At 57.6% G+C, this 22,295-nt stretch carries 20 protein-coding genes and 1 pseudogene; 7 read left to right on the top strand and 14 right to left on the bottom strand.

Features of this window, described 5'->3' with window-relative positions:
- Positions 1–184: 184 nt before the first annotated feature.
- The 6 genes from P775_RS00420 to P775_RS00395 are packed head-to-tail and all read right to left on the bottom strand — an operon-like array spanning position 185 to position 4,946.
- Entirely contained in the window at positions 185–448 is a 264-nt protein-coding gene (locus P775_RS00420; protein ID WP_099909118.1) for an EexN family lipoprotein, read from the bottom strand.
- Positions 449–459: 11 nt separating this feature from the next.
- Positions 460–1,176, bottom strand: a complete 717-nt coding sequence (locus tag P775_RS00415; protein WP_099909113.1) for a type IV secretion system protein — start codon at positions 1,174–1,176, stop codon at positions 460–462.
- Entirely contained in the window at positions 1,173–3,527 is a 2,355-nt protein-coding gene (locus tag P775_RS00410; RefSeq protein WP_099909112.1) for a VirB4 family type IV secretion/conjugal transfer ATPase, read from the bottom strand. Before P775_RS00410 ends, P775_RS00415 begins: the two co-directional genes overlap by 4 nt.
- A complete protein-coding gene (locus P775_RS00405) occupies positions 3,524–3,856 on the bottom strand; it encodes a VirB3 family type IV secretion system protein (RefSeq protein WP_099909111.1) in 333 nt (110 codons plus the stop codon). The genes P775_RS00410 and P775_RS00405 overlap by 4 nt, the downstream gene beginning before the upstream one ends.
- 21 nt (positions 3,857–3,877) lie before the next feature.
- Positions 3,878–4,165 (bottom strand): TrbC/VirB2 family protein, encoded by a 288-nt coding sequence (locus P775_RS00400; protein WP_099909110.1) that lies wholly within the window; start codon positions 4,163–4,165, stop codon positions 3,878–3,880.
- 13 nt (positions 4,166–4,178) lie between these two features.
- Positions 4,179–4,946 carry a lytic transglycosylase domain-containing protein gene (locus tag P775_RS00395; RefSeq protein ID WP_245875506.1) on the bottom strand — a complete coding sequence of 256 codons (768 nt, stop codon included), beginning with the start codon at positions 4,944–4,946 and terminating at the stop codon, positions 4,179–4,181.
- A gap of 516 nt (positions 4,947–5,462) precedes the next feature.
- On the opposite strand from P775_RS00395, the gene P775_RS00390 reads away from it, so the two are divergent.
- From P775_RS00390 to P775_RS00375, 4 genes are all read left to right on the top strand, one after another.
- Positions 5,463–6,206: a hypothetical protein gene (locus P775_RS00390; protein WP_099909109.1), complete on the top strand. Its 744-nt coding sequence runs from the start codon at positions 5,463–5,465 to the stop codon at positions 6,204–6,206.
- A 319-nt stretch (positions 6,207–6,525) separates the two neighbouring features.
- A complete protein-coding gene (repC, locus tag P775_RS00385; RefSeq protein ID WP_099909108.1) occupies positions 6,526–7,764 on the top strand; it encodes a replication initiation protein RepC in 1,239 nt (412 codons plus the stop codon).
- Positions 7,761–8,144 carry a hypothetical protein gene (locus P775_RS00380; RefSeq protein WP_143520747.1) on the top strand — a complete coding sequence of 128 codons (384 nt, stop codon included), beginning with the start codon at positions 7,761–7,763 and terminating at the stop codon, positions 8,142–8,144. Before repC (P775_RS00385) ends, P775_RS00380 begins: the two co-directional genes overlap by 4 nt.
- A 244-nt stretch (positions 8,145–8,388) precedes the next feature.
- Entirely contained in the window at positions 8,389–9,537 is a 1,149-nt protein-coding gene (locus tag P775_RS00375) for a tetratricopeptide repeat protein (protein ID WP_099909106.1), read from the top strand.
- Between the two features lie 411 nt (positions 9,538–9,948).
- On the opposite strand, the gene P775_RS00370 is transcribed toward P775_RS00375, so the two are convergent.
- The 3 genes from P775_RS00370 to P775_RS00360 are packed head-to-tail and all read right to left on the bottom strand — an operon-like array spanning position 9,949 to position 13,009.
- Positions 9,949–10,821, bottom strand: coding sequence for a glycosyltransferase family 2 protein (locus P775_RS00370; RefSeq protein WP_099909105.1), 873 nt, complete (start codon positions 10,819–10,821; stop codon positions 9,949–9,951).
- A 3-nt stretch (positions 10,822–10,824) separates the two neighbouring features.
- The gene (locus P775_RS00365) at positions 10,825–11,463 is read right to left on the bottom strand and encodes a CmcI family methyltransferase (RefSeq protein WP_180287264.1); all 639 of its coding nucleotides are present in this window, start codon (positions 11,461–11,463) and stop codon (positions 10,825–10,827) included.
- Positions 11,464–11,476: 13 nt separating this feature from the next.
- On the bottom strand, positions 11,477–13,009 hold the full coding sequence (locus P775_RS00360; RefSeq protein ID WP_180287263.1) for a TylF/MycF/NovP-related O-methyltransferase: 1,533 nt from the start codon (positions 13,007–13,009) through the stop codon (positions 11,477–11,479).
- 273 nt (positions 13,010–13,282) lie between these two features.
- Here P775_RS00360 and P775_RS27415 point away from each other — a divergent pair, with 273 nt between their 5' ends.
- On the top strand, positions 13,283–13,438 hold the full coding sequence (locus P775_RS27415; RefSeq protein WP_180287261.1) for a hypothetical protein: 156 nt from the start codon (positions 13,283–13,285) through the stop codon (positions 13,436–13,438).
- 169 nt (positions 13,439–13,607) lie between these two features.
- On the opposite strand, the gene P775_RS29640 is transcribed toward P775_RS27415, so the two are convergent.
- The gene (locus P775_RS29640; protein WP_425439864.1) at positions 13,608–13,796 is read right to left on the bottom strand and encodes a DUF1403 family protein; all 189 of its coding nucleotides are present in this window, start codon (positions 13,794–13,796) and stop codon (positions 13,608–13,610) included.
- A gap of 226 nt (positions 13,797–14,022) precedes the next feature.
- On the opposite strand from P775_RS29640, the gene P775_RS00355 reads away from it, so the two are divergent.
- Positions 14,023–14,709, top strand: a complete 687-nt coding sequence (locus P775_RS00355; protein ID WP_245875505.1) for a thermonuclease family protein — start codon at positions 14,023–14,025, stop codon at positions 14,707–14,709.
- A gap of 126 nt (positions 14,710–14,835) precedes the next feature.
- Positions 14,836–15,861, top strand: a complete 1,026-nt coding sequence (locus P775_RS00350; RefSeq protein ID WP_099909102.1) for an IS110 family RNA-guided transposase — start codon at positions 14,836–14,838, stop codon at positions 15,859–15,861.
- A 973-nt stretch (positions 15,862–16,834) separates the two neighbouring features.
- On the opposite strand, the pseudogene P775_RS00335 reads toward P775_RS00350, so the two are convergent.
- The 4 genes and pseudogenes from P775_RS00335 to repA form a co-directional block, all read right to left on the bottom strand.
- Positions 16,835–17,784: pseudogene (locus P775_RS00335) on the bottom strand (IS256 family transposase).
- Positions 17,785–18,382: 598 nt separating this feature from the next.
- On the bottom strand, positions 18,383–19,531 hold the full coding sequence (gene repC / locus P775_RS00330) for a plasmid replication protein RepC (protein ID WP_245875507.1): 1,149 nt from the start codon (positions 19,529–19,531) through the stop codon (positions 18,383–18,385).
- Positions 19,532–19,681: 150 nt separating this feature from the next.
- Positions 19,682–20,665 (bottom strand): plasmid partitioning protein RepB, encoded by a 984-nt coding sequence (repB, locus tag P775_RS00325; RefSeq protein WP_245875504.1) that lies wholly within the window; start codon positions 20,663–20,665, stop codon positions 19,682–19,684.
- Entirely contained in the window at positions 20,665–21,864 is a 1,200-nt protein-coding gene (gene repA, locus P775_RS00320; RefSeq protein ID WP_245875503.1) for a plasmid partitioning protein RepA, read from the bottom strand. The genes repB and repA overlap by 1 nt, the downstream gene beginning before the upstream one ends.
- Between the last annotated feature and the right edge of the window lie 431 nt (positions 21,865–22,295).

Here is a 22,295-nt window from a genome sequence, read left to right as displayed (position 1 = left end):
GCGGCCTCAAAACCGGCCAAATTGGTTGTCGCCCGCGGACAAGGTGGTTGACGCTCTACAGCGGTGCCGTCAGCTCCGAAGAGATCATACTGCTGATGTCATTCATCTTTTCAGAGAGACTGTCAGCAAAATTGTCGTAGAGCGTTTGCAGCATTTCGGCGGCCCTTCTGAGGTACGGCGATGGTCAGTCGAAAGACGGAGCTCCGAACACGTTGTCGAAACCGTCTCGGTCTTTGTCTGTCTGCGATTTCCGTGCCGCTTCGCGCGCGTTGACACAGTTGGCATCGTCCATCGACTGGTCCGAAACCTCGCACGTTTCCAGCATCGCCCGGCGCTCGGCCGGGTGGGCCGAGAAATGTTCAACGGTGTGGTTTTGGTCTTCATCCTTGCAGCCCGTGAGCAGGGCTGCGGCGACAATTGAACTGAGGAGAATGGTGTGGGTGCGCATGATCATACCTCTCAGAATTCGTCTGCGCCGTAGATGCTGGTAAAGGCCTCACTTTCCTGAGCACGGCGCTGCGCTGCGACCTCGGCCTGACGCTGCTCTTCGACCTTGGCTTGCGCCTCTTGCAGCATGGCGAGGCCCTGAATGCGGTTGGTGTCGTTCTGCAGCATGGCCTGCTCGACGCCGATGCGCGCGTTCAGACCGTCGATTTCCTTCTGCGTCGAGACAGAGCCGATCTGCGAGCGCAGCCTTTCGAGCCCTTCCAGGCGGTCATCGGACAGGGAGACAATCCTGTCCCCGACGGCCGTATCCCGGGCCGACCGGTTCTTGATCCGGTCGAGCTCACTCTGATAAAAATCATCGGCGTCGATATCTGCGCCATCAAGAGAGGCAAAATCAGCCGTGCCCTGCGCCGTTTGCGACAGAGCGCCGAGGTCATTGAGATCAATGTCAAAATCGCTGGCGATTTGCATGGCATCCGCGCCCAGCAGTTCCCGCACTTCCGGCGTGTTCAGCGCCTGTGCAATGGAGTCCATGTCCGTCACGCCGTTGATCGAGGCGTAGAGCCTCTTTGCCTGCTCCAGATCCTTCGCCATCTGGGCGATTTCCTTCACAAACGCGGCCTTGGCATTTGCAATTGCGGTGGCATCGACCACCGGAACACCGGCGGCATGGGCTGTCGATCCAAGTGAGATCACCAGCGCCGCGGCTGATGCGATGGTTTTGTTCATTGGGAGTCCTTTCTTTTTTGCAGCAGACGAGGCAGCCAGTCTTCTGGCGCCGGGTCGTCCTTCATCAGTCCGTGCAGGATGGCATTTGTGGCGGTGCGCCCCGACAGCACCGTCAGCACGTCCTCAAGACCGGAAAGATCCAGATCGCAGACCACGGAGTTTTTCGCCTGCTTGATGAGGAAATGCCCAACCGGCAGCTCTTCGCGCACGATCTCGAATTCCCGCTCGGACAGGCCGAACGCGTCCACGAGGTCTGTGCGGTTGGCGCGGTCAGACCCGAAGAACACCTGGCTTGCGCATTGCTCGATGATGGTGCGCGCAATCGGGCTGTTGACCACATCCGACGCCGATTGCGTGCCCGCGACGATGATGCCGTTTTGCTTGCGGATCACCTTGAGCTTGTTCTTCACAAAATCCGAAAAATAGGGGTCCGAAAGCGCCTTCCAGAATTCGTCGATGAAGATCGCGATGCGCTGGCCGGTGATCAGATGCTCCACGCGCCGCATGAGATACATCATGATCGGATTGCGGATTTCCGGATCATCAAGGAAGGCAGTGATGTCGAAACCGACCAGATCAGCCTCAAACCCGATGCGGTCTTCAGGGTTGTCGAACACCCAGCCAAGACGTTCACCCTGCTGCCAGCGCTCAAGTCGGTTGCCGATGTCGTCCGCGCCCCCGCCAAAGCCAAGCAGCTCACGCAAGGACGACACCCTGCGTTCCGAGCGCGGAAGGTTAGCAAGCCCGGCGACCGCCTGCTCGATCCGCCGCTGATCCTCTGCCGAGAGGGACACGCTTGCGCCGCCCAGCATCGAGCTGATCAGCTCCACCATGAAGGTCTGGCCTTCCGCGTCCAGCTCCAGCGCCATGAACGGGGCGCAGCCGGTCGCACGGCCCGACTGGAAGTCGAGATATGTCCCACCAGAGGCACGCACGAAGATTTCCGCGCCATAATCCTTGTCGAACAGGACGCGCTTGGCGCCAAACTTCTCAAGCTGCGACAGCAGAAAGGTCTGAAGCACCGTCTTGCCCGAGCCGGAGGGGCCACAGATGAACATGTGGCCGAGATCCCCGACATGAAAGTTGAAATAGAAGGGACTGCCCGCGCTGGATTGCAGCTTGCTCACGGCATCGCCCCATTCGTTTCCATGGCGATGGCCGATCGGCGTGTTGTGCAGCGGCGCCATCGCCGTGAAATTGCGGCTCGTCACAACGGAGACACGCGCGCGGTGCGCATGGTTGCCCGGCAGCTGCGCCCAGAACTGCGGCTCGATCCCGAGGTCTTCACGGCTGACAACCGCACCCGCATCGGACAGCAGCATCTTGGCATCCGCGGCCCGGTTCCTCAGATCTTTTGGATCCTCCGTCAGGAGGGTGAGCGACAGGTTGTGCTCGCCCATGACGAACTTTCCCGAGGCAAGATCGTCGCGGGCCTCTGGCAAGGCGTCTGCTTGTGAGGCAGCCGGGTCATTGGCATTTCTCAGCTGACCTTCCTTGAGCATCATCTGGTTCAGCGCATCATTCTTGGCGATGCAGCGGAAGGACTGGGTGAAGATGAAGCGAAACGGGGCCGTCAACAGCGCGTCGAACATGTTGGGGCGCGTGCTGGCGCTGTATTCCTTGATCCCGAACAGCGCACCATACGTGCTGTCACTGGCATGACGGATTTCCAACGCCTCCCGACCGAAGATCACCCGGTCGGTATAGATGGCATTGCCGATTGTGCCGTGCACCACCGGGACAGGATCATGACGGCCGGTGAGCAGCTGCTTGAGCACACTGGCGGGCTCGGAAATCAGGATGTCCCGCGCGTCGCGCACAACGGACAGTTTGCGCGGGCGAAACCGCCTCAGGCTGCGTGTCAGCTGGGTGGCCTTGTCATCCAGATCGTCAAGCAAGTCCTGATCAACTTCGATCTGGCTACTACGGGCGCGCCGGACACCTTTTGCAAAGTTGGCACCGGGCAGCCCGCGTGGCTGCATGTAGAGTGTGAGGTAGAGGTCATTGCGATAGAGGCGTTTGGCCTCGAGACGCGCGCGGTAGCTTTGATCGATCCAGCGGGCGAGATCGCTTGTAAATGCACCTGCTGGATACTGAGTGTCGGTGCTGCGCACCATTTGAACGTAGATCATCACCCTGTCGTCGCTAATAGTGCGCAACGCATGGCCAAGTTGATTGTGCAGGGTGTTGATCAGCTGTGCATCAGCCGTGCGGGAAGAAACGCCATCCAGCCTGAGCATCTGGAATGCACCACGGTTGCGGGTGATGATGGTGTGCTCATCCGCATGGCGGATATACGGAAGATACCGCTGCGCCGTGGTCTCTGTCCTGATTTTTCCGAGCAGGCTCATGCGTCGATATCCTCGATCTTGTAGCGCCTCCGCAGGCGCAGCGGGGAGGAAGAGGATCCGCCCCAGAGGCCCCGGTTGCGGCAGCGGGCATTTGTATCCAGCCAGCGAAACAGGATCTGGAAGGCGTTCTGGTCGCGCTCGACGATCAGCCGGGCGATGCCAAGAAGCGGGAAGGTGATGGGCAGATAGAAGATCGAGTCCGCGCCGATCATTGCCAGCCCGCCAATGCCGCAGCATATCGCGAAGGCCTCGACCGGGATGCCAAAGATCATCGCCGGGCGCGTGAGTGCGAGAAACAGCATGTCCTCGTTCAACCGGACCGTTTGCATCTGATCCCTCCCTTTCGTGGGTCAGCCGGTGATCATGCTGAGCACTTCGGAGGAGGCGAAGATCAGCACGACACCCCCCACAGCCCATGCCGCGCGGCGCAGGTCGACAAAATTGAAGAGCCACCCGGCGCCGATGAACATCAGGGCGATCAGCGCAATCGGTTGCTTCGCGCTCTCGAACTCGTCGAGGATGTTGTTGAGAAAGTCGGTGAACCCAGCCGCAGCGGCGGGCTGCGCCACAAGGCTGAGAACGGCGGCGAGAACAAGCGGTGCGCCAACGGTGCGATGGCGGGTGAGACAGGTCTTCATGTTCGGGGTCCTTCTATTGGAAAACTTGGGCGCCAGAGGTGCTGGAGGTGCCAAAGACATTCCAGCGTTGTGCGTCCTTGCTGTCGTCGTTCAGGGAGGGTGATCCTGGCGTTGCAGATGAGGGCCTGGCTGGAGACACCTCACCCAGCACGCGCGCCACGTAGCCGTTGTGAACGCCGCGCGTGAAACTGCCGGTGTTGTAGGCGGAGAGGGCTTTGCGCAGGGCATCTTCCTTTGTCGCGCCGCTCTCCCGGGCCCGCTCGAACCCATCGCGCAGAACCGTCGCAGCCGCGGTCAGGTTGCGGCAGACGTCAAAGACACTGCGCGGGGTAAGGCCGAGCCAGTCGAGATTTACGTTGTTGATTTGTCCCAGCCCCATGTCGATCGACTTGTCCTGTGCCATCAGCTCCCGCGCGATCCTGACGGCTTCTTGGGCTGTACGCGGCGCATAGGACGCAGGCTCGGGGCCGTTCACACCGATGGCGAGAGGCTCAAAGCCACTCTCGGCAGCAACCAGCTTGTTGAGGAGGGCGGGCGCGACACCGGGCGCGCAGCTCTCTGCCACCGCCCGGAACGCGGTGGGGCGCATCGGCTCCGCCAGCGCGCCGCGCGCAGCACCTGCAAGGGCGCAAGAGACAAGCAAGAGAGCAAGGATGCAGCCGCCAAGCGGCTTGCCGATCAGGGGGCGTCGGGCGCTTGATCGGCGCGGCGCATCCGCGTGGTCAGGCTTTGTCTGCGTCTTTGTCAGATTTTGGCGCGGGAACCCAAACGCCATCGGCATCGGGGTACATCCGCATATGGAAGCTGACGAGGGCGTCGGCGGATTTGAAGACACGGGCCTCGCCGGTCTTTGAGGAAATAACCGGGCTCTCGGCGCCATCGGGGCGCGTGGCCCAAAGCTCCCAGTTCCATCCTTTTGCTGTGCGGATGGGGCGGTAGTCGAGGCTCCCCCCCTTTTCCAAGAAGTTCTGCATTGCATCGGTCGTAATCACGCGTGGGTTCCACATTGTCTGACACCTGTCTCTGGGAAAATCGGGACAGGTGCTGGGTACCGTTGGAACATATCTCTTTTCAATGTTAAAGCACCTTTTTACTAAAAGCACTAATATGCTGAATACGCTGCTCTAATAAAAGTATCTTTGACAACTAAGCGCCACTCTGCAACTTAGCGCCCTACAAAAATCTGGAGCACCATAATTTTGGAGCTGCGCTATAGGGATCTCACCCTTGGGTGACCACCGGATGCGTGGCGGATCGGCGAAGACATGCCACCCAGAGAGTCAGGAGGGTCGTTGACATGTGTCTGAAAACAAACCTTTTACGGCGCGGCTTGGCGATTGCCGTCACAACCGCCGGTCTGGCTGTGCCTGTGCCGCAGGCCGCACGCGCCTACCAGATCGACTGCGCCATCCTGATTTGTCTCGCCGGGGGCTGGCCATCCAGCGCGGAGTGTAACACGGCCCGATCGGTGTTCATGAGGCGCATCACCCCATGGCCGGTAGAGCCGCCACTGCAACTCTGGAACTGCCCTCTGGGTGCGGCGATGCGCGAGGATCAAGGCGATCAACCTCTGCCGCGTCTCCATGACATAGCGGACCGCGAGACGGTGGGACTGTCTCCTGTCCCGTTCGGAGGGCTCGATGCCTTGGGACGCTTGCGTCCCGAGGCCGACCTTTCCGGATCGCCTGCCCTGAGCTTAATCGCAGAGTATTCGCACGCGGATGGCGCTGCGGACGTGGACATCAGCGGCGGAGCGTACGACTTCGTGCGTTCCATCCGGGTCTTTAATGTCGAATATGCGCGTCAGTGGCACGTCGGCGGTGACGCCGACATCTGCCGCAGAAGCCAGCGTGTGCGCCGGGGCACATACGGCGTTGAGGGCCGTTTCGGCTGGGAGAGCAGTTCCGTCGCGGCGCTGCCGGGTACTTTTGAAGGGCTGTCCGGATGGGGCCGCGACTGCCCGGGCGTGTCGCAGCGAGCGGTCTTCGTCGATTGGCGGGATTACGACGGCAACTATGGATACGAGCAGATAGAGTACTGACCTTTGTGTCGCGGCAGGCGCAGGTCGCCAGATCTGCGGCGCAGAGGTCACCCTCCGGATATCGCAACACACCAGAACACGACCGAAAGCGTCATCGCACAGAGAAGGAGCCGGACGCCCACAAAAGCAAACCCCGCGAAGGCGGCAGCCTTACACGGGGAGCTAGTAGAATTCAGGGTCAGCAAACCCTAAACGATCTGATCAACGGGATCGTGTCTACCAGCCCCCCGACACCGCAAGCAAGCAAAAAAACGCATTTATGCGATCATAGATTGTTTGCCTGCCGCCGCCTCGCTTCCTGAAAAACGAGGACAAACCAATGCATGTAGCAGAAATCTTTCCCGCCAGTCGACACCAGGTGACGCGGCCAATACTTCCCAAGGGCATGGAGCGCGATGGGCTCGTAGCCCTGATTGATGTCATCGCGCCCTTGATCGGCGTTGGCGCGGCCGCGATGGCCACCTTCCGCACTATGATTGCCATGACGAGACCCAGCGCATTTAAAGGGGCTGGAGAGCCGCCATGTTGCTACCTCAGTCAGATAGAGATCGCGCGCAAACGCGCCGTGGCCCCCAGCCGGATCCGCCGCCATGAGGCCGAACTTGTGAGCGCGGGGTTGATCCGCAAGTGCACGATGGCAAACGGCGCGCGCTCGGGCCATTCCGGCTGTGGCATTTTCTTTGACGTGGTGATTGCGCGGGTGCAAGAGTTCCGCGAATTGAAGGAGAGGCTCGAGGCTGACCGCAAGGCACATGGCCGCTTGCGGGGCATGCGCAGCTCTCACAAGCGGCACTTGAAATCCGCGCTGCTGGAGTTGGTAGAGACATGCGGCGAGGCCGACGAGGTGCAGGCGATTTTTGAGGCCTTTGCGCAATGGCCCTCGGCCCAGGCACTGCATCGTATGTCTCTGGACGATCTCGCCGCACATGAAGCCGAGGCCAATGACCTCTGTGGTGCGGCCCTGGATCTTCTGCATGACCTGCTGAAATCGAGCGCTCGACCGCTCGAAAACGAGCGGTCCCATATACAAGATACAACCCAAGATTTTAACACGGTACTTTGTAATGACGAGGGTGAGGCCCAGAACCTGCCCCCAGCCACGCCAGTTGAGCGTCGGGATGCGACACCTCACGGCGCCGCATGTTGCATAGAAAATAAGGATCGGGCGCAAAGCTCAGCGCACAAGTCCAAACTCATGCAGCAGATAGGCGGTGCAAGGCTCTATCATCTTTGCTCGGAAGATATGCAGGTTTGGGTGAACATCGCGCTGCAGAAGAGGTCTGGGCTAGACTTCCACAGCTTCGTGATCGCCGCCCAGAAGCGGTTGCCAGAGCTCGGGATCCACCCGTCAGCCTGGCGCGAAGCGGTCGAGTCGCTTGGCGAACAGAATGCCACCTTCTGCGTGCTGATCACCGATGCGAAGGTTGCAGACCCGGAAATCCCCATCCTGTCGCCCGGCGGCTACCTGCGCGGCATGGTCCGGGCGGCGCGGACCGGATCACTCAACATCATCGGCAGTCTGATTGGGCTGACGGAACGCAATCGGTGTCGCGCATGATCCGGAAGCTCTTGGTTCTGGTATGTGTAGTGGCGACCCCTGTTTCGGGTCTGGCGGACGGCGTCTGCTTTGAGCCCACCCGGCCTGAGGCCGCCTATCTGCTTGATGCTGGTTTTTCTGGCGGCGAGATCCGGCGTGCATTCCGCACATATTTTACCGAGGTCGAGGGGTATCTGAACTGCCTGAATGAAACTTCGGCACGCATCCGGCAAGAGGCACGTGCCGCAGCTTACGACTACAATCATGTGCTCGACACCTATCCGCATGAACCGGGCACCGAGACCGATGGTGCGCGCATCGCGCCGAGCATTAGACTGAAGGAAACTGGTGAGCTGTTTCTGAACTACAAACCGTGGGCGGGGGCAGGGAGCGGGCGGTAAAACGTTCAAGGTTCCGGGTGAAGGGCAGGTCACGTTGCGTCCGAAATCTACCTCGGGTTCCTCCTGCCATACGACTCTGGAAAATCAAGCTGGAAGCGTCGATGTTTGGGTTAGAATATGCTCATTGTAGGGCAAGATTCGGGGAGTGTCAGTTGAATTTTGCACCAACTAAAAACGCCCGAATAAAGGCTAGGTTGATCGCGCGTCTGCGTCATATCGGCAATCGATCAGACGGAGAAAAATGATGAAGCATCGCGTTGAGCACTTCCTGTCTGGGGAAAGCCAGATGGTCAAAGTTGTGAGAAAGGAAGGCTCGAAGCGTGCTCTATTCGCATTTTCGCATGTCGGTTATCCAGCAGGAAAATTTGCTCTCAGCCATGACCTCGCCGGAATCGATGCCAATGTGATATTTCTGAATGCCCCTGAGAATTCATGGTACCAATGTGGCATCGGCGATGATGCCCCCAGCATTGATCATCTTTCCTGTCATTTGATGGAAATCGCCGATACCTTGGGAGTGTCGGAGAGCTATACCGTCGGAATGTCGATGGGAGGATATGCTGCAGTGCTTTTTGGCGGCCTGCTGAATGTGGACGCCGTGCTCGCGTTCACTCCGGAAATCACCTTGGGCCTTTATCACAGCCGAAGTTGGCGACTGAACTACGTTCGCATATATGATGAAAAATACAAGACTGTCCGCGACATCCTGAACAAAGACAGCAAGACGGTTTTCAACCTAATCTATGGAACATACGATCTGACCGATCTTGCCCTGCTGTGGCCTATCGCTGAAAAGATTAATACGACAAGCAACGTGAATTTTCTGCCGTGCGCGGATGCACACAAAGTACCGCTCTCTTTCAGCACGCGCAAACTGGTCGAATCCATGATGGATCATCCAAGACTGGAAAGCACTGAACTAGATCCGGTCTCTGCTCCGGATGAACGCTTTGATGAGCCGCTGCTTTTGGCGCTGCGTGATGCAGCGCATCTGCAGGAAACCGGACAGCACGACAAATTTTGCACTCAACTTGAAGAATCCGCTCCTGACCGGCCTTGGCGCAACCACTTCCTAGCCGAAAGCCTGCGCTTGGACGGAAAACATGCCGACGCCGTAGCATTCTATTACCGCGCCATCGCTCAGGATGGAAAATTCTATGCGAGCTATTTTGGATTGTGCGAGTCTCTGGAATCTCTGGGACATCATCAACAAGCCTCTCTGGTCTGGGGAGTCTTGCTGCGCATGCGACCCAACGAGATCCAATTCTTGCGCCGCAGCGCTCTGAACCTTCTCCGCCTCAATATCAAGGATGGGGCCAAGTCGCGACTTGAACGTCTCATTGCCCTCAAGCAAGACGATCTTCCAGCAAAAGAACTGCTAGCAAAACTCTAGGCGTCATCAGCGGTTTGCCACGAGAGAGGTGTCTGAGGCTTTGATGACTGACGCAGGAACGAGATGAGCTGACGAAACGCAACCTCAGAACCGACAACCCTAGGCAGGGCTGCCATCCTCCACCATGCCGATAGGTGCACCTAACACAGGCCATAGCGGTTGTCGCTCCATCCGAGGAAAATCCCCTGCCCTCTTTCGCCAACACCTGATCAAGAGCTTTTTCTCTGTGCCATGATCCATCGCGACACGACGGCAAACTATTCGAAGGATCGGTGGGAAATGCTATTCGCTACAAATGCGAGTTGACCCCGCCGCAATGTCGGAAACCGCCATCAAAGTAGTCTCGAAACCAAGATTTGCTCTGCCGCGCCGGCAGTCAGCTTCCGAGTCCACACTGATGTACCGCCAAGATCAAAGAAAAGGCCGCGCGACTTTCGGTAAGTGCCCGACGTAAAGCGGCGCAAGGCTTTGTCTGTGCGTGTAATCCTCGCCTGTGATCGTGCGGTATTCTGCGCGGAAATGTCCAATCGGATGGTTTTTCATGGGTACATTTGTGGCAACGCCTCCATGGACCTGATGGAATAACCCTTCACCGAGAAGTGCCACCAAAGTGATGCCCGGGTGGGACAATGCGCGGTCGCGGAAATGATGGTTGACCAGCCCGCCGCCAGGGGTCTGAAAACGGATATCATAGCCACCCAGCGTATCGAACAGATCCCGAGGCAAAGCGACCCAGCTAAACTCTGGTGGCACCTTGCCTAGGAAACCATCGCCCGACGATTGCGCTAGGGTGGAGATGTCGAACAGTGCATAGCCATCCTCACGCCAGCGGCTTTTTTCCAGAAGAGCGTCTTCGGTAGCCTGATTGTACCCTTCGGGAACAGTTTTGTTCTGCACATCCGGTCCGAGGTGCCAAGCCAAGGCATAGACAACCGGGAACGTGCCTAAGCCGAGAGCATGCAGAGTGTAGCCGACAAGTCCCGGCGTCGCCATGCGCGCGCCGTCGATTATTATTGCAACGGCATTACCACGGGCAGCCTCTACACCAAGGTTGACCGCTTCGACCGGGGAGACTGATTGTGTCTCATGTCGGATCAATTGAAACTGTGGCCCAAAACTTGCAACAAATTCATGGGTGAGTGGCTCTGTGGAGCCATTGTCGACGGCGATGACCTCGTAGGCCTCCGGGTCCACATCCCGCTGATATGCGGTGCTCAGCGAATAGAGCGTGCGCGCCGCCTCGCGCTTCATGTCGTGGAAGATGACTATGATCGAAAGTCGCATGGATTAAACTTTCCGCAGGTAGCCATTAGGATTGTACGTGGCGTTGACACCGAACATGTCACAGAGATGGGTGGCGATCTCGAAACTTTCAGCGTGGGAGGAAACAAAGTCGCTGATCGCACGGTTAGGTCCGCCGTCGTATTTCGCGCTCATCCCCAAGTCATCAAGCACTCCATCTTCGACAGCCAGCATATCGCCTGGCGCCATGCGCTCTGCGAACAGTGTCAGCGCCGCCATGCAGCCCGAGTAGCTATGAGCTGAATCTTCAATGACAAACCAGGGATGAGGAAGCGCGTCGAGTTTGTGAGCATCGAACAAAGAGGCGAGGTCGAGAACATTTCCTTTGAGAAAACGGATACGGTCGTCTTCGATATCTTGCGGAATTTCCAGATCGATCGAGATCACTGGTGTGTCCGGACATCCCATATTGCCAAGAATATCGGCAAAAAGGAGCGCGCTGCCCCCGGAATGAGAGCCGATCTCAAACAGGCTGCGTGGCTTCAGATCCCAGATGAGCCGCATGTAGATCGAGATATCCACCGGGCTCTTGAGGCAACGCACACCTTTGTAGGTATAGGACATGACACCTGACTGGTAGGTTTCCAGAATGGGACGGGTAAAAGCAGTTTGAAAGGATCGCATTTTTGCCTCTCGCTCAACAAGGTTTGACGAAAAAGGCACCAGTCCAATCGACATGGGTCAGTGGTGGAACCGCCTCGCCGCGAAACGCAAAAAAATCTTCCACCGCTTGGCGACACATTGGTAGGGCGCCGTAATCGTCCACGATGACGATTCCGCCGGGGCTGACCCGATCATAGAGAGCCTGCAGCGTATCCATGGTGGATTCGTAAAGATCGCCATCCAAGCGCAGCAAAGCAATCTGCAGGGTCGGTGCGTTGGTCAGCGTGTCGCGGAACCACCCCTTGAGGAAGACCTGTTTGTGATCATCAAGCAGCCCGTAGACCGCGAAATTTTCCCGCACAGCTTCTTTCGACACGGCGAGTTCAGGGAATTTTTCTTTGGTGAGGTCGAGCTTGCCATCTTGCGTGTGGGTCGGCTTGGGCAAGCCTTCGAAGCTATCTGCGACAAGAAGCTTTCGCTGATTGTCTCCATGAACCCGGAGCCAACCCGCCATCAAAATACAGCCTCCTCCGCGCCAGACACCGCATTCCATCAAATCGCCGGGAACGTCACCTGCCGAAACCGCATCAAGACAGGCATGAAGACTGTCGAGCCGCTGCCGTCCCATCATGGTGTGGCTGAAGCCGGAGCGGTGGATATTACGATCCGGAAATCGCCCTATACGACGGCTGGCCTTCAGATCTTCCAAGTTCTCTAATCGCGCTTCCCGGATATTGTGCAGCACCGCATAATCAAAGCTATCCTGACCGGCGAGGCAGTCTCGCAAATAGAGCAGCCGCAGTTCGTCATCGAGATAAATCTCGTTCAAGAGACTGCGCTTCAGCAGGTCGAGATAAAGCGCACCGGTTTGCGCGTCTTGTTTCGGGACCACGCGCATGGTCCTGCGTCGTGTCCGCAGATCCGCCAGATAGTCCACCAGCGCGTCGGCTGGTTCGGGAGCAATTGCCAAGCGCAGATCTTCTATTTCCGAATATGCGTATCTGTCCCCAGCCAGATCGACCTCGTGCCGGGCGAGATGTTTTTGCACCGTGCGATCACCTGGATTGAAGCCTGTGATCAGTGCCATCCCCTTCATCTCGATATCGTAAACGCTGATATCTAGATCAGGACGGTGTTCGCGGAGGAATCGGATCACCTTGTAGACATCACCAGTCCAAGCGGTGGTGTGCCGCTCGCGTGTGGTCCACTCAATCTTCTCAGGTAGCACATCATCGACCACCACGACACTGCTGCGGCTTGCATACGTTTCCAAGTTCAGAATGTCGCGCAGAGCGAATTCTGCTTTGTGCATGCCATCGACAAAAGCAAGATCCACAGTTGCCCCAAGCAGTTCTTTCAAATTCTCATTTGAGAAGAATTCATCACTGGTCTGGCGGTACAGGCGCGTTGGGCTGCGCAGCGGGAAGCGGATTTCAAAATCAGGATCGATTGCAATGGACGGACACCTTGCCAACGCCAAGCTGCGACCTTCGCGGCAACCAATCTCGACATAAGAATCTGGTTTGAGCCGATCGTGTAGCAAGTCGAGCGCGGCTAAATAATCCAAAAACTCTCTCAATTATGTCGCTAGACCAAGTCAATTAATGTTTCTGTCCAGAAAATATTTAATAAAATACTAATAAAAATTTGAGTTGCGCGAGAATACTATAAATACAGCACATCAAGCATTTAGCTCATTCAGAATACTGTGCAGACCGCCCAAAATTTCGCCATGTTCCTGACTGGGCCTATGAGGTAGCCGCCCCCCTGCAGGAGAATCGCAGTTGGCTTGCAAGCTCTGAGCTAACCCTCTTGCGGCCGGACGCTTGATGGATTCTGCGTGGGACGACTCAACCCTACGGAGTTCGTCGCGACCATGCATATCTTCCTCTCTGCCTTCGAGGACATCCCTGATCCCCGCGCCAAGAACGCGCGACATAACCTCGATGAACTGCTGGTTATCGCGTTCGTTTCGGTCCTGCAGCGCGACAATTAAAGTGAGAATCCAGCGTCAATCAGGATGAAAACGCGGGTTTGGGGGCACGTAGGTAGGGCGTAGCCCGACCGGAGGGGCCCCAAAGCCATATTGCGATATGTTCCGATGCAGATGCTGGGAATGCGCTATGTTGCGCCTTGATAGCCAGCGGCCGTTCCAGAGGCCGCCGTCACATCTGGTATATTTCCCCTCCGAACCCAGGCTGATCACCTAGGCACATTAGGAGCAAAGCATTACATAAGTCCGAGGCCCGCTCGGGTCGCCGGGATAGCGCCACACATGTTCCCGCTGCCTTGAGGTTCAACCTCTCGCTAAACAAGGCGTCGGGTACGTCTTCCCGCCCTACCACGAGATGCATCTCGTGCCAGCGCCCACCCCAAAAGAAACGCCACATCTTCAAGGGTTTGGTATCAGGGTGGCCCCGCGGCTGAAATGCTCCTTCTTCATGCCGGAAACTCACTTCAAGACGGCGCTTATATCCATAAATAAATGGCAAAAACGCCCCAAATTACATCACTAATTCACGTCCAATAAGGTTGCATTATCGGACATTATTGAAGAGCTGATCAAGGAGATTTTGGAGGGTGGAAAGCAGGCATTTTCATCTTGAAATCAGCACGGCGAAGCTGGAGCGCAAATCTGGTGCGAGTGACTTCAAAAGGGTTTTCTTTCCAGGGAAATGTCGCCTACATCATGGCATGGAAGCCATACTATTATTGATCATCTTTGTCGCAGTGCTTGGCGCTTTTGCGATCCGTAGCAAAAACAAACGGGATTCGGACAGGCCCACCGGACCTGTCTCCAATACCACCCAGAGCGCGCCAAAGCCATTCGACCATCGTACAGCGACACCTGCGCAGGAGGTTTTGACAGGCCAAGCGTATGTTGTGGATGGCGATACGATTACCATTCAGAAGACACAAATTCGGCTCTTTGGGGTTGATGCACCCGAAATGAACCATCCTTACGGGAAGAAAGCCAAATGGGCACTGGTCTCATTGTGCAAGGGGCAACCGATCCGTGCTGAAATCACAGAAAAAGATCAATACGGTCGTACTGTCGCAAAATGCTATCTGCCGGATGGCAGAGACCTGTCAGCCGAGATGGTCAAACTCGGCTTAGCGATTGACTGGGCAAAGTTCTCAGGTGGCGCGTATCGAGCGTTAGAAACATCTGATGCCCGGAAAAAGATGTGGTTGGCGGACGCAAGACAAAAGGGACAAATGCACGTCTGGAAGAAGTTTGAAGCCAGCCAAAAGACAGGCGGCTGATCAAAGGCTAAATGGCCTACAGAACTATCATTGAAGCCGAACTTAGATGGATTGGATGCCCCTCCTGCCGGTTCTCAATTGAACCGTTTGGGCCGAAGATGGCTCAGATCAGCATAGGAGAATAGAATGTCTGAGTTGCACATCGTCGGGGTTGACCTGGCCAAGCGCGTTTTTCATTTGCATGGGACTGACCTCACTGGGAACGTTCTCTTTCAAAAGAAGCTGACACGCCCTCAGTTTGAAGCGTTTCTCGCGGACCTGCCGATCTGCATGATCGCGATGGAGGCTTGCGGATCTGCTCACCATTGGGGCCGTGTCGCCACTCAGCATGGGCATGAAGTGCGCCTCGTACCTGTCCAGCATGTGAAACCCTTCGTTAAGCGGCACAAGAATGACAGCATCGATGCTGCCGCGATTGTCATGGCAGCGATGCATCCCGCGACACAGTTTGTTGCCGTGAAAACGCAGGATCAGCAGGCTCAAGCAATGCTGTTCCGAACCCGTGAACTTCTGGTCGGGCAGCGCGTTCAGCTTACCAATGCTTTGCGCGGCCATTTTGCGGAGCACGGTGTTGTTTTTGCTCAGACAGGGCAAAATACGAAGAAATTACTGGAGGCGTGCTGGGAGATTCTGGACCAGGTTCCCCAACGTGTTGCTCAGCTGGCGCGGACCTACATGCGTCATATCGAGAGTGCTGAGATCGAGATCGGCATTCTGAACGTGAAGATTAAACGCTGCGCTTTGCAGGACGCTGAATCAAAGCGGCTTCAGACGATGCCAGGCGTTGGGCCACAGGACGCTTTGGCGATTCAAGCCTTTTGTCCACCTGTAACAGTCTTCAGCTCCGGGCGCGATTTCGCTGCTTGGCTGGGCCTTGTTCCCCGCCAGCATTCTACCGGTGGCAAACAACGGCTGGGGCGCATCACCAAGATGGGGCAACGCGATATCAGGCGATTGCTGATCATCGGTGCAACATCTGTTATCGCCGCCGCCGAGAAAAAGGGCCGTTGCGATGATCCTTGGCTTGCGAATATGACTTCCAAGAAACCGCGTCTTGTGGTTGCCGTGGCGCTCGCCAATCGCATGGCAAGGCGGCTTTGGGCCATGTTGACGAAGGAAAAGGATTACGAAATTCGGGGTGCCGCTGCTTAAGCTGCATGTCGGATACTGGCAGGACTGAAAGGACGAAAGAACGTTACGGAGCACGGATCAACGAGATCGACCGGGCCACCCAGAATAGTGTTATGGCTGAATTGAAGCCGCCATTTAGGATTGGGACCCAGATGCGTATCTCCATAAGGGCCCGCCGCGTGTCGCGGCACATCAGAGGCCGGACACCAGCTTGCACCTGATCCTGAGTTCCCAAACGTTCTGAAGCCAATCAGTTAACCGGGGCATCCACACCAACACTATGGGTCATTCTGTTAAATATCCTCGCTACACCGATGGCGCTGTCCCTGATAGAGGGGCCGCTGAACTCAATCTCCGGATTTATTACATAATACTCGTCGGGTTCGTTACATCCGGGGTGGTTCCCCGTATGGTTGCCGTCTGTACATTTAAAAGGATCGATCATGCGAAGACGATTCGTAGTCCTGCTGCAGTGGGCTTGGTGCCAGTTCCGCCGCCTACCGCTCATCCTGCAATGGCTGTTTGGCAGTGTCTGTTTGGGAGCGTTCGCCATGGCGGCGTTCGTAGGAAACATGGGCCTTGCGCTAATGGGCACGGCCATCGCCCTTAGCGGCGCAGCGATCGGGGGTGTCCTAGGGGCGATTGCCGTCCTCGTGCCGTGGGGGGCATCCGTCGTATATCGTGCTAAAAGACAGAGCCGGGACAGATAGACGGGCATCTCACCTGACCAGTAATTCGTTCCGGATTGTCGCTGGAACCGCACCGCTAAGGCCAATAAGTTATTTATATGTGGGGCATGGGACCTGCTTCACATACAAGGGACTTATGCGCCTTTTTTGTACGGAAAAGGGCAAGTGAAAAAAAATGCACACCACGAAAGCGGCGACTAGGCGATGATCGATACGATCGAGGTTGGTGTGCGGACCTTCTCCCGTCGGCTTTGATCGCACGCGTATCTCATGAGAGCTATGCCCGGAAGTTGGTGATGGTTTGATCAGGCGGCTTTGATTTCGTGCTTGATCCCGTCTCGGAATTCAACCTCTTGGATGATTTTCGGGAGGCGGTTCTGCCCGTCGAGTTTGCGCAATTTCTTCTTGGCGGACAACACAAGCTGGTGGGTCATCGCCAATGCCGTCTGGCGGCTGAGGCAGCCCTTGGTCTTGGTGGTTCGATGCCGAACGGTGGCGAAGGTGCTTTCGATCAGGTTCGCCGTCCTGATGTGCTTCCAGTGCTCGGCCGGGAAGCCGTAGAAGGCGAGCAGGTCGGCGCGGTCCTTGGTCAGGCATTTGGCCACCCGGTCGTATTTCACGCCTAAGCCTCGATGAAGAAATCGAAGGCGGCGTTGGCCTCGGCCTTGGTCTCGGCCATCCAGATGTCTTTGAGATGCGCCTTGGCCTTCGGCTGCACTGATCTGGGCAGAGCATTCAGAACATTGGCCGTCTTGTGAACCCAGCACCGCTGGACCCTGGTCTTGCCGTACACTTCATGGAGCGCGGCCCAGAACCCCATAGCACCATAGCCAACGGCAAGCTCAGGCGCCGCCTCCAGGCCCCGGCGTTTCAGATCCCAGAGCAGCTCGCGCCAGCTCTGGGTGCTTTCCCGAAAGCCGTCAATCAGGCCCAGAACATCCTTGTTGCCCCATTCATCCGCGCCGATAATCACCAGCATACATTGACGATCTTCGTCCATGCGCGGCGTGAAGTAGACGCCGTCAGCCCAGAAATACACATAGCGTCGCGCCGACAGATCGCGCTTGGACCAGCGGTTATAATCGTCCCACCAATCCGCCTTCAGTCGGGTGATGGTGGTTGCTGACAGGCCCGGCGCGTCCGCTCCCAGCAAGGCAGCCAGCGCCTCGGAAAAGTCGCCGGTAAAAATGCCCTTGAGGTAAAGCCAAGGCAAAAATTCCTCGATCGACTTGGCGCGCCGCAGATAGGGCGGCAGGATTGTCGATGTGAAACGCAGCGGCGCACCCTCCGGGGCCCGATCCCGGACCCGCGAAACGCGACAACCTTATCCTTCGTAATGTGGCATATCCTTTTCTCTGCGAGAACTGCGGCGCGTGAACAACGCCTTGATATGCCACACAATCTCCCCGTCACCAACTTTCAGCAATAGCTCGGCACCGGTCCCGCAGCATCTCTTTGTGAACCGAGCGCAGAACCCGCTCGGCCAGCTTGCGACCGGCCCGAATATAGCCATCCCTCGCCCGTGGCGACATCCGGATCATAGCAGGCCAAACATACGGATATACCGCTCCCTGCCCCCGCCGAAATCCAATCGTGCGAGCGGTTGGGATGCCGAAATTTCAATGACAGACGTTCGAGGCGCGCAGGATTGACCCTGCAGACCCGCGAAAAAATCTCCAACAATTCCGGTTCAGGCGTTATTTCATCAATCTGGCGTAGCGTCGGTAGGGTGTCTTCCTGCCCGATCTGGCGTCCTTGTTCTTCGCACCGGGTTTTTGGGGTCGCTTGTATGGCTGCCCCGCGCCGGTCAAAGGTGATTGGCACAGAGACACACTTGTCCACCGTGGTGGACATCATGCGAGAGCCTGACCGGTTTTGGCCATGCGGTTGAGTAGTGTCCCCGGGTCAAACTCTGCAGCACGGCGCCCAGTTGTCAGACTTTGGAAGTACGCCGCAAAGTTTCGCACCCGCGTGCCCATCTGCAACATGAGGAACAGCGCGCTTGCCGTTTTCCAGGGCCCGGCTTTTTGTGTTGCGGTCTGAAACTGTTGAGCGTCAATTCCCATCATCGGGGCAAGGGTTCGTGCGTGATCCTCTGCGTCCTGCCAGGTTTGAATTGGTCGGGCTGAAAACGAACAGGCTTCTTTGCAAACAGCCGTAAGCAGGTTTAAACTTAGGGCGTCAGATTTTGGCACATCCTGTGCGACAGAATCTTTATCTATATCTTCTTTTTCAGACTTAGAATGCTGCCGGACATTTTGTCCGTCATTGGCGGACAAAACCGTTGTTTCCTCAGCGTCCACCGCGGTGGACAACCCTTCTGTTTGGGCTTCGAGATTTGCCCATAGCCGCCGATAGTCGTTCAGGCTCAGCTTGCTCCGCAGAGTTTTGCGGAGCGCAATGGTGTCGTCTGCAGGCCCCTCGATTTCGTCAATCCGTGCCAGTCGAGTCAGGATCTTTTTGCGAAGGTACACACGGTCGCATTGGTCCTCCTGCTCCTGTCGGGCGACGACAAGGATCTCTTCCGCGCGATCCAGCAGCGGCGCGACGGACAGGCCGAAGCTCAGACAGACCCCGTCCGACGACCGGATCCGGTAACGCTTGTGGTTGGGGCTATCGTGGCGGGTGATGAAGCCAAGCTCCACAAGGCGTCCGACATGGCGGCGGAGGGTTCGCTCATCGATGCCTCCGGTCCTCCGACACAGTTCGGCGTTCGATGCGAAGACCGTCTCCCCCTGCCCGGGTTTGAGGCAACTCAGCATCGCTTGAAGGGTTTGCACCGGTCCGGCCCGCAGGCCAAACTGGGATTGTGCATCCCGCAAGGCGCGAAAGATTGCCCAAAGGTCTGTGGTGTCCGTGGGCGCCGCGCCCCGGATCGTGCGCTGATCCGCCAGCGCCGGTTTTCTGAATGTCATGCCTGTTTGAACGAGGGCCTTTTTGGGCACACCTGTCGAATCCCCATCCGAAAAAATCGCAGAAAAAGGTCGCAAGAAAGTGTCCACCAAGGTGGAGAGTCTTGACGGCTCTGAGGGAGATTGCTACACCAAAGATGCTAATCAGATGATGAGGGCTCTCCAGGGGAAACTTTGGGGGGCTCTTTTCTTTTTGCCTTCGTCACGCTCCTCTGCTCGTGTTGACGTGTTTGGCCGGGGTTAGGACCCGTGGCCGCTCTCTTTCTTCCAGCGGTCGAAGGCGGACCGCAGCACCGCTTCGGCGTTGTCCTCCATCCACTGGCAGAAATCCGGGTGATCCTTGCGCGCGACTTTGATCGCGACGCTGCGGCCGTCCTGCGCCATCGCGCCCAGCGACTGGCCGTCGCGGCTGCTCAGGTAGGACAGGCTTGCGGTAGTGGCACGTTTGGCCGGGCTGCGTGTGGCCTTGTAGGCGGCGGCCAGCACGGCACCAAAGCGGTCGCCGCCAGCGGGAGTTTGCGGCAGGGCGGCCAGCGTGGAACGGGCCAGATCCTCAAGCGGCAGGCGTGTTGCAAAGGCCGCAAGCTCGCTCCACTGGCGGCGCCCTACGCCGTGTGCGGGGCCGATAAGACGGATGACTTCGTCGGGGATTTGATCGACGATCACGCGGTGGTTCGACACCCCTTGACGGGTCAAGCCAAGGGCATCCTGGATCACCGCAGGTTTGTAGCCCGCCGCATGCATGTCGCGGATGAACAGCGCCTTTTCGATAAAGGACGGATCCAGCCGCAGGTTGTTTTCCTGCCCCTGCGCAATCAGCGACGCGTCGTCGTCCAGCGTCCGGACGATGGCTTTGACCGTGCCGCCAAGGCGCAGGATCGCTGCCAGTCGGCGGCGGCCATAAACGATGCGATACTGGTCGGGCTGATCCGACGGCCGCACCATGATCGGGACCTGCTGGCCGTGCTTGCGGATGCTGTCGGCCAAGCCGTCGATGCTGCTGTCGTCAAGGCTGAGCCGGTCGCGCAGTCCGTCCATCTCGATCCGGGCGGGGTCGAGATCGCGAATCGAATTGGCGGTGATCTCGCGCAGGCTGTCGCGCAGACCGCCCACGGCGCCGGGTAGCTTTCCTGCCCTGGCCTCGGCCTTTGCGGCCGTCGGCGGGGCAGGTGAGTCAGTCGCGGGGACGTCCTTAGGCGGCTGGTTAAAGATGTTGCGTCCCATTAGCGCCGCCCCCAGGCCATCTGGATGGTCTGTTCCAGCTCGTCCGCGACGGCGTTCATGCTGGTCATCGCCCGATCCAGCGTCTTGCGGATCAGCTGGCTTGGGTCAACTTCGTAAAGCGTCTGCTGGGTCATGCCGGCATCCGAAATCGCGGTCGATTTCAGCATCGGTTCGGTCATCACCTGATTAACCAGGATAGACCTGAGGTATCCTGCCATTTGGGTCTGTGGCCCGTCAGACGGCTCGTAGCGGGTAATCAGGAACTTCACAAAATCCCAGCTGACGGTGCGGCTCGTGGCTTCCTCTACCGCTTTCACGGTCTCTGAGGCGAGTTTCAGGAACTGGCTCATCGACGCGATGTCGAGCATGCCGGGCACCACCGTCACCAGCAGGCCCGTGGAGGCGGCAAGTGCTGTCAAAGTGATGAAGCCAAGTTGCGGCGGGCAGTCGATCAGCACCAGATCGTAATCGCTCTGCACCCTTTCCAGCGTCAGGGCCAGACGTTCGGCAAAGATCGGTTGGACCCGGGCGGCCAGCGCATTGGCCGTCTCCGTCTCGTATTCCGACAGCATCAGGCCGGCCGGTACCATGTCGAGGTTGTGAAAATAAGTCTTCTGGATCACCGACGACAACGGCTGCTGGTTGTCATAGCGGAGGGCGTCGTAGATCGTGCCGCCATCGGCAAATTCCAGTTCTGGCCGGAAGCCGAAGAACGTCGTCAGGCTGGCCTGCGGATCCATGTCCAGCACCAAAACCCGGTAGCCGCGCAGCGCGTAACGCTGCGCCAGATGGATCGTCGCAGTGGTCTTGGAGGACCCGCCCTTGAAGTTGACCACGGACAGCACTTGAAGATTGTCACCGTCGCGGCGCCCGGGCTTGTAGCTGTCGGAATTCTTTCCTGTGCGGCCCAGGATGTCGCGCAGGGCATCGACCTCTTGGGCGGTATAGAACCGGTGGCCGCGATTGTCGGTATGCACTTCGGGAAAACTGCCGTCCTTGTGCCGGTTGCGCAGGTTCGACGTGCTGACGCGCAGGATCTCGGCTACCTCGGTCGATGAGAAGCGGCGGAGGTATTTGCGTTCCTCTGGCTCGAACGCGATGCGCATCTGCCGGTTCAGCGACTCGGCCAGACTGTCGGCAAAGCGGCCGATATCACCGGAGCCTATGCCGCGCACATGGTGTGGGGTATGGTCGTCCAACTGCTGCCGCCTCGCTTGGCCCTTGGGGCTCTTGTGTGTTCTGACGACGTATGGCCCATCTGACGCCATTTACCGTCAGTAAGCGAAATGACATGAATAGCGGCGTCCGACAAGAATTTTCTACATCTTGCGCACAGAGTTCTCCACGGAGGTATGGGGCGGGACGGAAAGATATATCGTAACACATTGTAAATAATAATTAAAGTTGCGTTATGAGTAGAGCCGGGGCGGGCGAGGCGAACTGGCCCCAGATGCCGGACGCCGCCGGCATCTGGGGCGGTGCGGAGGGTAGGAACGAATCGACGGTTGCGACAGGCGGAGCGGTGGCGTTCTGAAGAGGATCTTTCGGTTAATTTTCCACCTATTGGAAGCTTTGTTGATGGCGTGGATGCCCCTCCTGACGGCATCGCAATGTGCCATTGTGGTGAGTG

It is taken from the genome of Puniceibacterium antarcticum (assembly GCF_002760615.1).
In the GTDB taxonomy this organism is placed as follows: domain Bacteria; phylum Pseudomonadota; class Alphaproteobacteria; order Rhodobacterales; family Rhodobacteraceae; genus Puniceibacterium; species Puniceibacterium antarcticum.
Note: the sequence above shows the minus strand (reverse complement) of the source record. Positions and strands in the feature narration are given on the sequence as shown.

What these genes read in the sequence shown, in the direction of transcription:
- P775_RS00415 (WP_099909113.1), bottom strand. Translation starts at nt 1,176, where the DNA reads ATGAACAAAACCATCGCATCAGCCGCGGCGCTGGTGATCTCACTTGGA.
- repC (WP_099909108.1), top strand. Translation starts at nt 6,526, where the DNA reads ATGCATGTAGCAGAAATCTTTCCCGCCAGTCGACACCAGGTGACGCGG.
- P775_RS00420 (WP_099909118.1), bottom strand. Translation starts at nt 448, where the DNA reads ATGCGCACCCACACCATTCTCCTCAGTTCAATTGTCGCCGCAGCCCTG.
- P775_RS00395 (WP_245875506.1), bottom strand. Translation starts at nt 4,946, where the DNA reads ATGCCGATGGCGTTTGGGTTCCCGCGCCAAAATCTGACAAAGACGCAG.
- P775_RS29640 (WP_425439864.1), bottom strand. Translation starts at nt 13,796, where the DNA reads ATGCATCTCGTGGTAGGGCGGGAAGACGTACCCGACGCCTTGTTTAGC.
- P775_RS00400 (WP_099909110.1), bottom strand. Translation starts at nt 4,165, where the DNA reads ATGAAGACCTGTCTCACCCGCCATCGCACCGTTGGCGCACCGCTTGTT.
- P775_RS00410 (WP_099909112.1), bottom strand. Translation starts at nt 3,527, where the DNA reads ATGAGCCTGCTCGGAAAAATCAGGACAGAGACCACGGCGCAGCGGTAT.
- P775_RS00380 (WP_143520747.1), top strand. Translation starts at nt 7,761, where the DNA reads ATGATCCGGAAGCTCTTGGTTCTGGTATGTGTAGTGGCGACCCCTGTT.
- P775_RS00405 (WP_099909111.1), bottom strand. Translation starts at nt 3,856, where the DNA reads ATGCAAACGGTCCGGTTGAACGAGGACATGCTGTTTCTCGCACTCACG.
- repB (WP_245875504.1), bottom strand. Translation starts at nt 20,665, where the DNA reads ATGGGACGCAACATCTTTAACCAGCCGCCTAAGGACGTCCCCGCGACT.
- P775_RS00370 (WP_099909105.1), bottom strand. Translation starts at nt 10,821, where the DNA reads ATGCGACTTTCGATCATAGTCATCTTCCACGACATGAAGCGCGAGGCG.
- P775_RS00390 (WP_099909109.1), top strand. Translation starts at nt 5,463, where the DNA reads ATGTGTCTGAAAACAAACCTTTTACGGCGCGGCTTGGCGATTGCCGTC.
- P775_RS00365 (WP_180287264.1), bottom strand. Translation starts at nt 11,463, where the DNA reads ATGCGATCCTTTCAAACTGCTTTTACCCGTCCCATTCTGGAAACCTAC.
- P775_RS00350 (WP_099909102.1), top strand. Translation starts at nt 14,836, where the DNA reads ATGTCTGAGTTGCACATCGTCGGGGTTGACCTGGCCAAGCGCGTTTTT.
- P775_RS00375 (WP_099909106.1), top strand. Translation starts at nt 8,389, where the DNA reads ATGAAGCATCGCGTTGAGCACTTCCTGTCTGGGGAAAGCCAGATGGTC.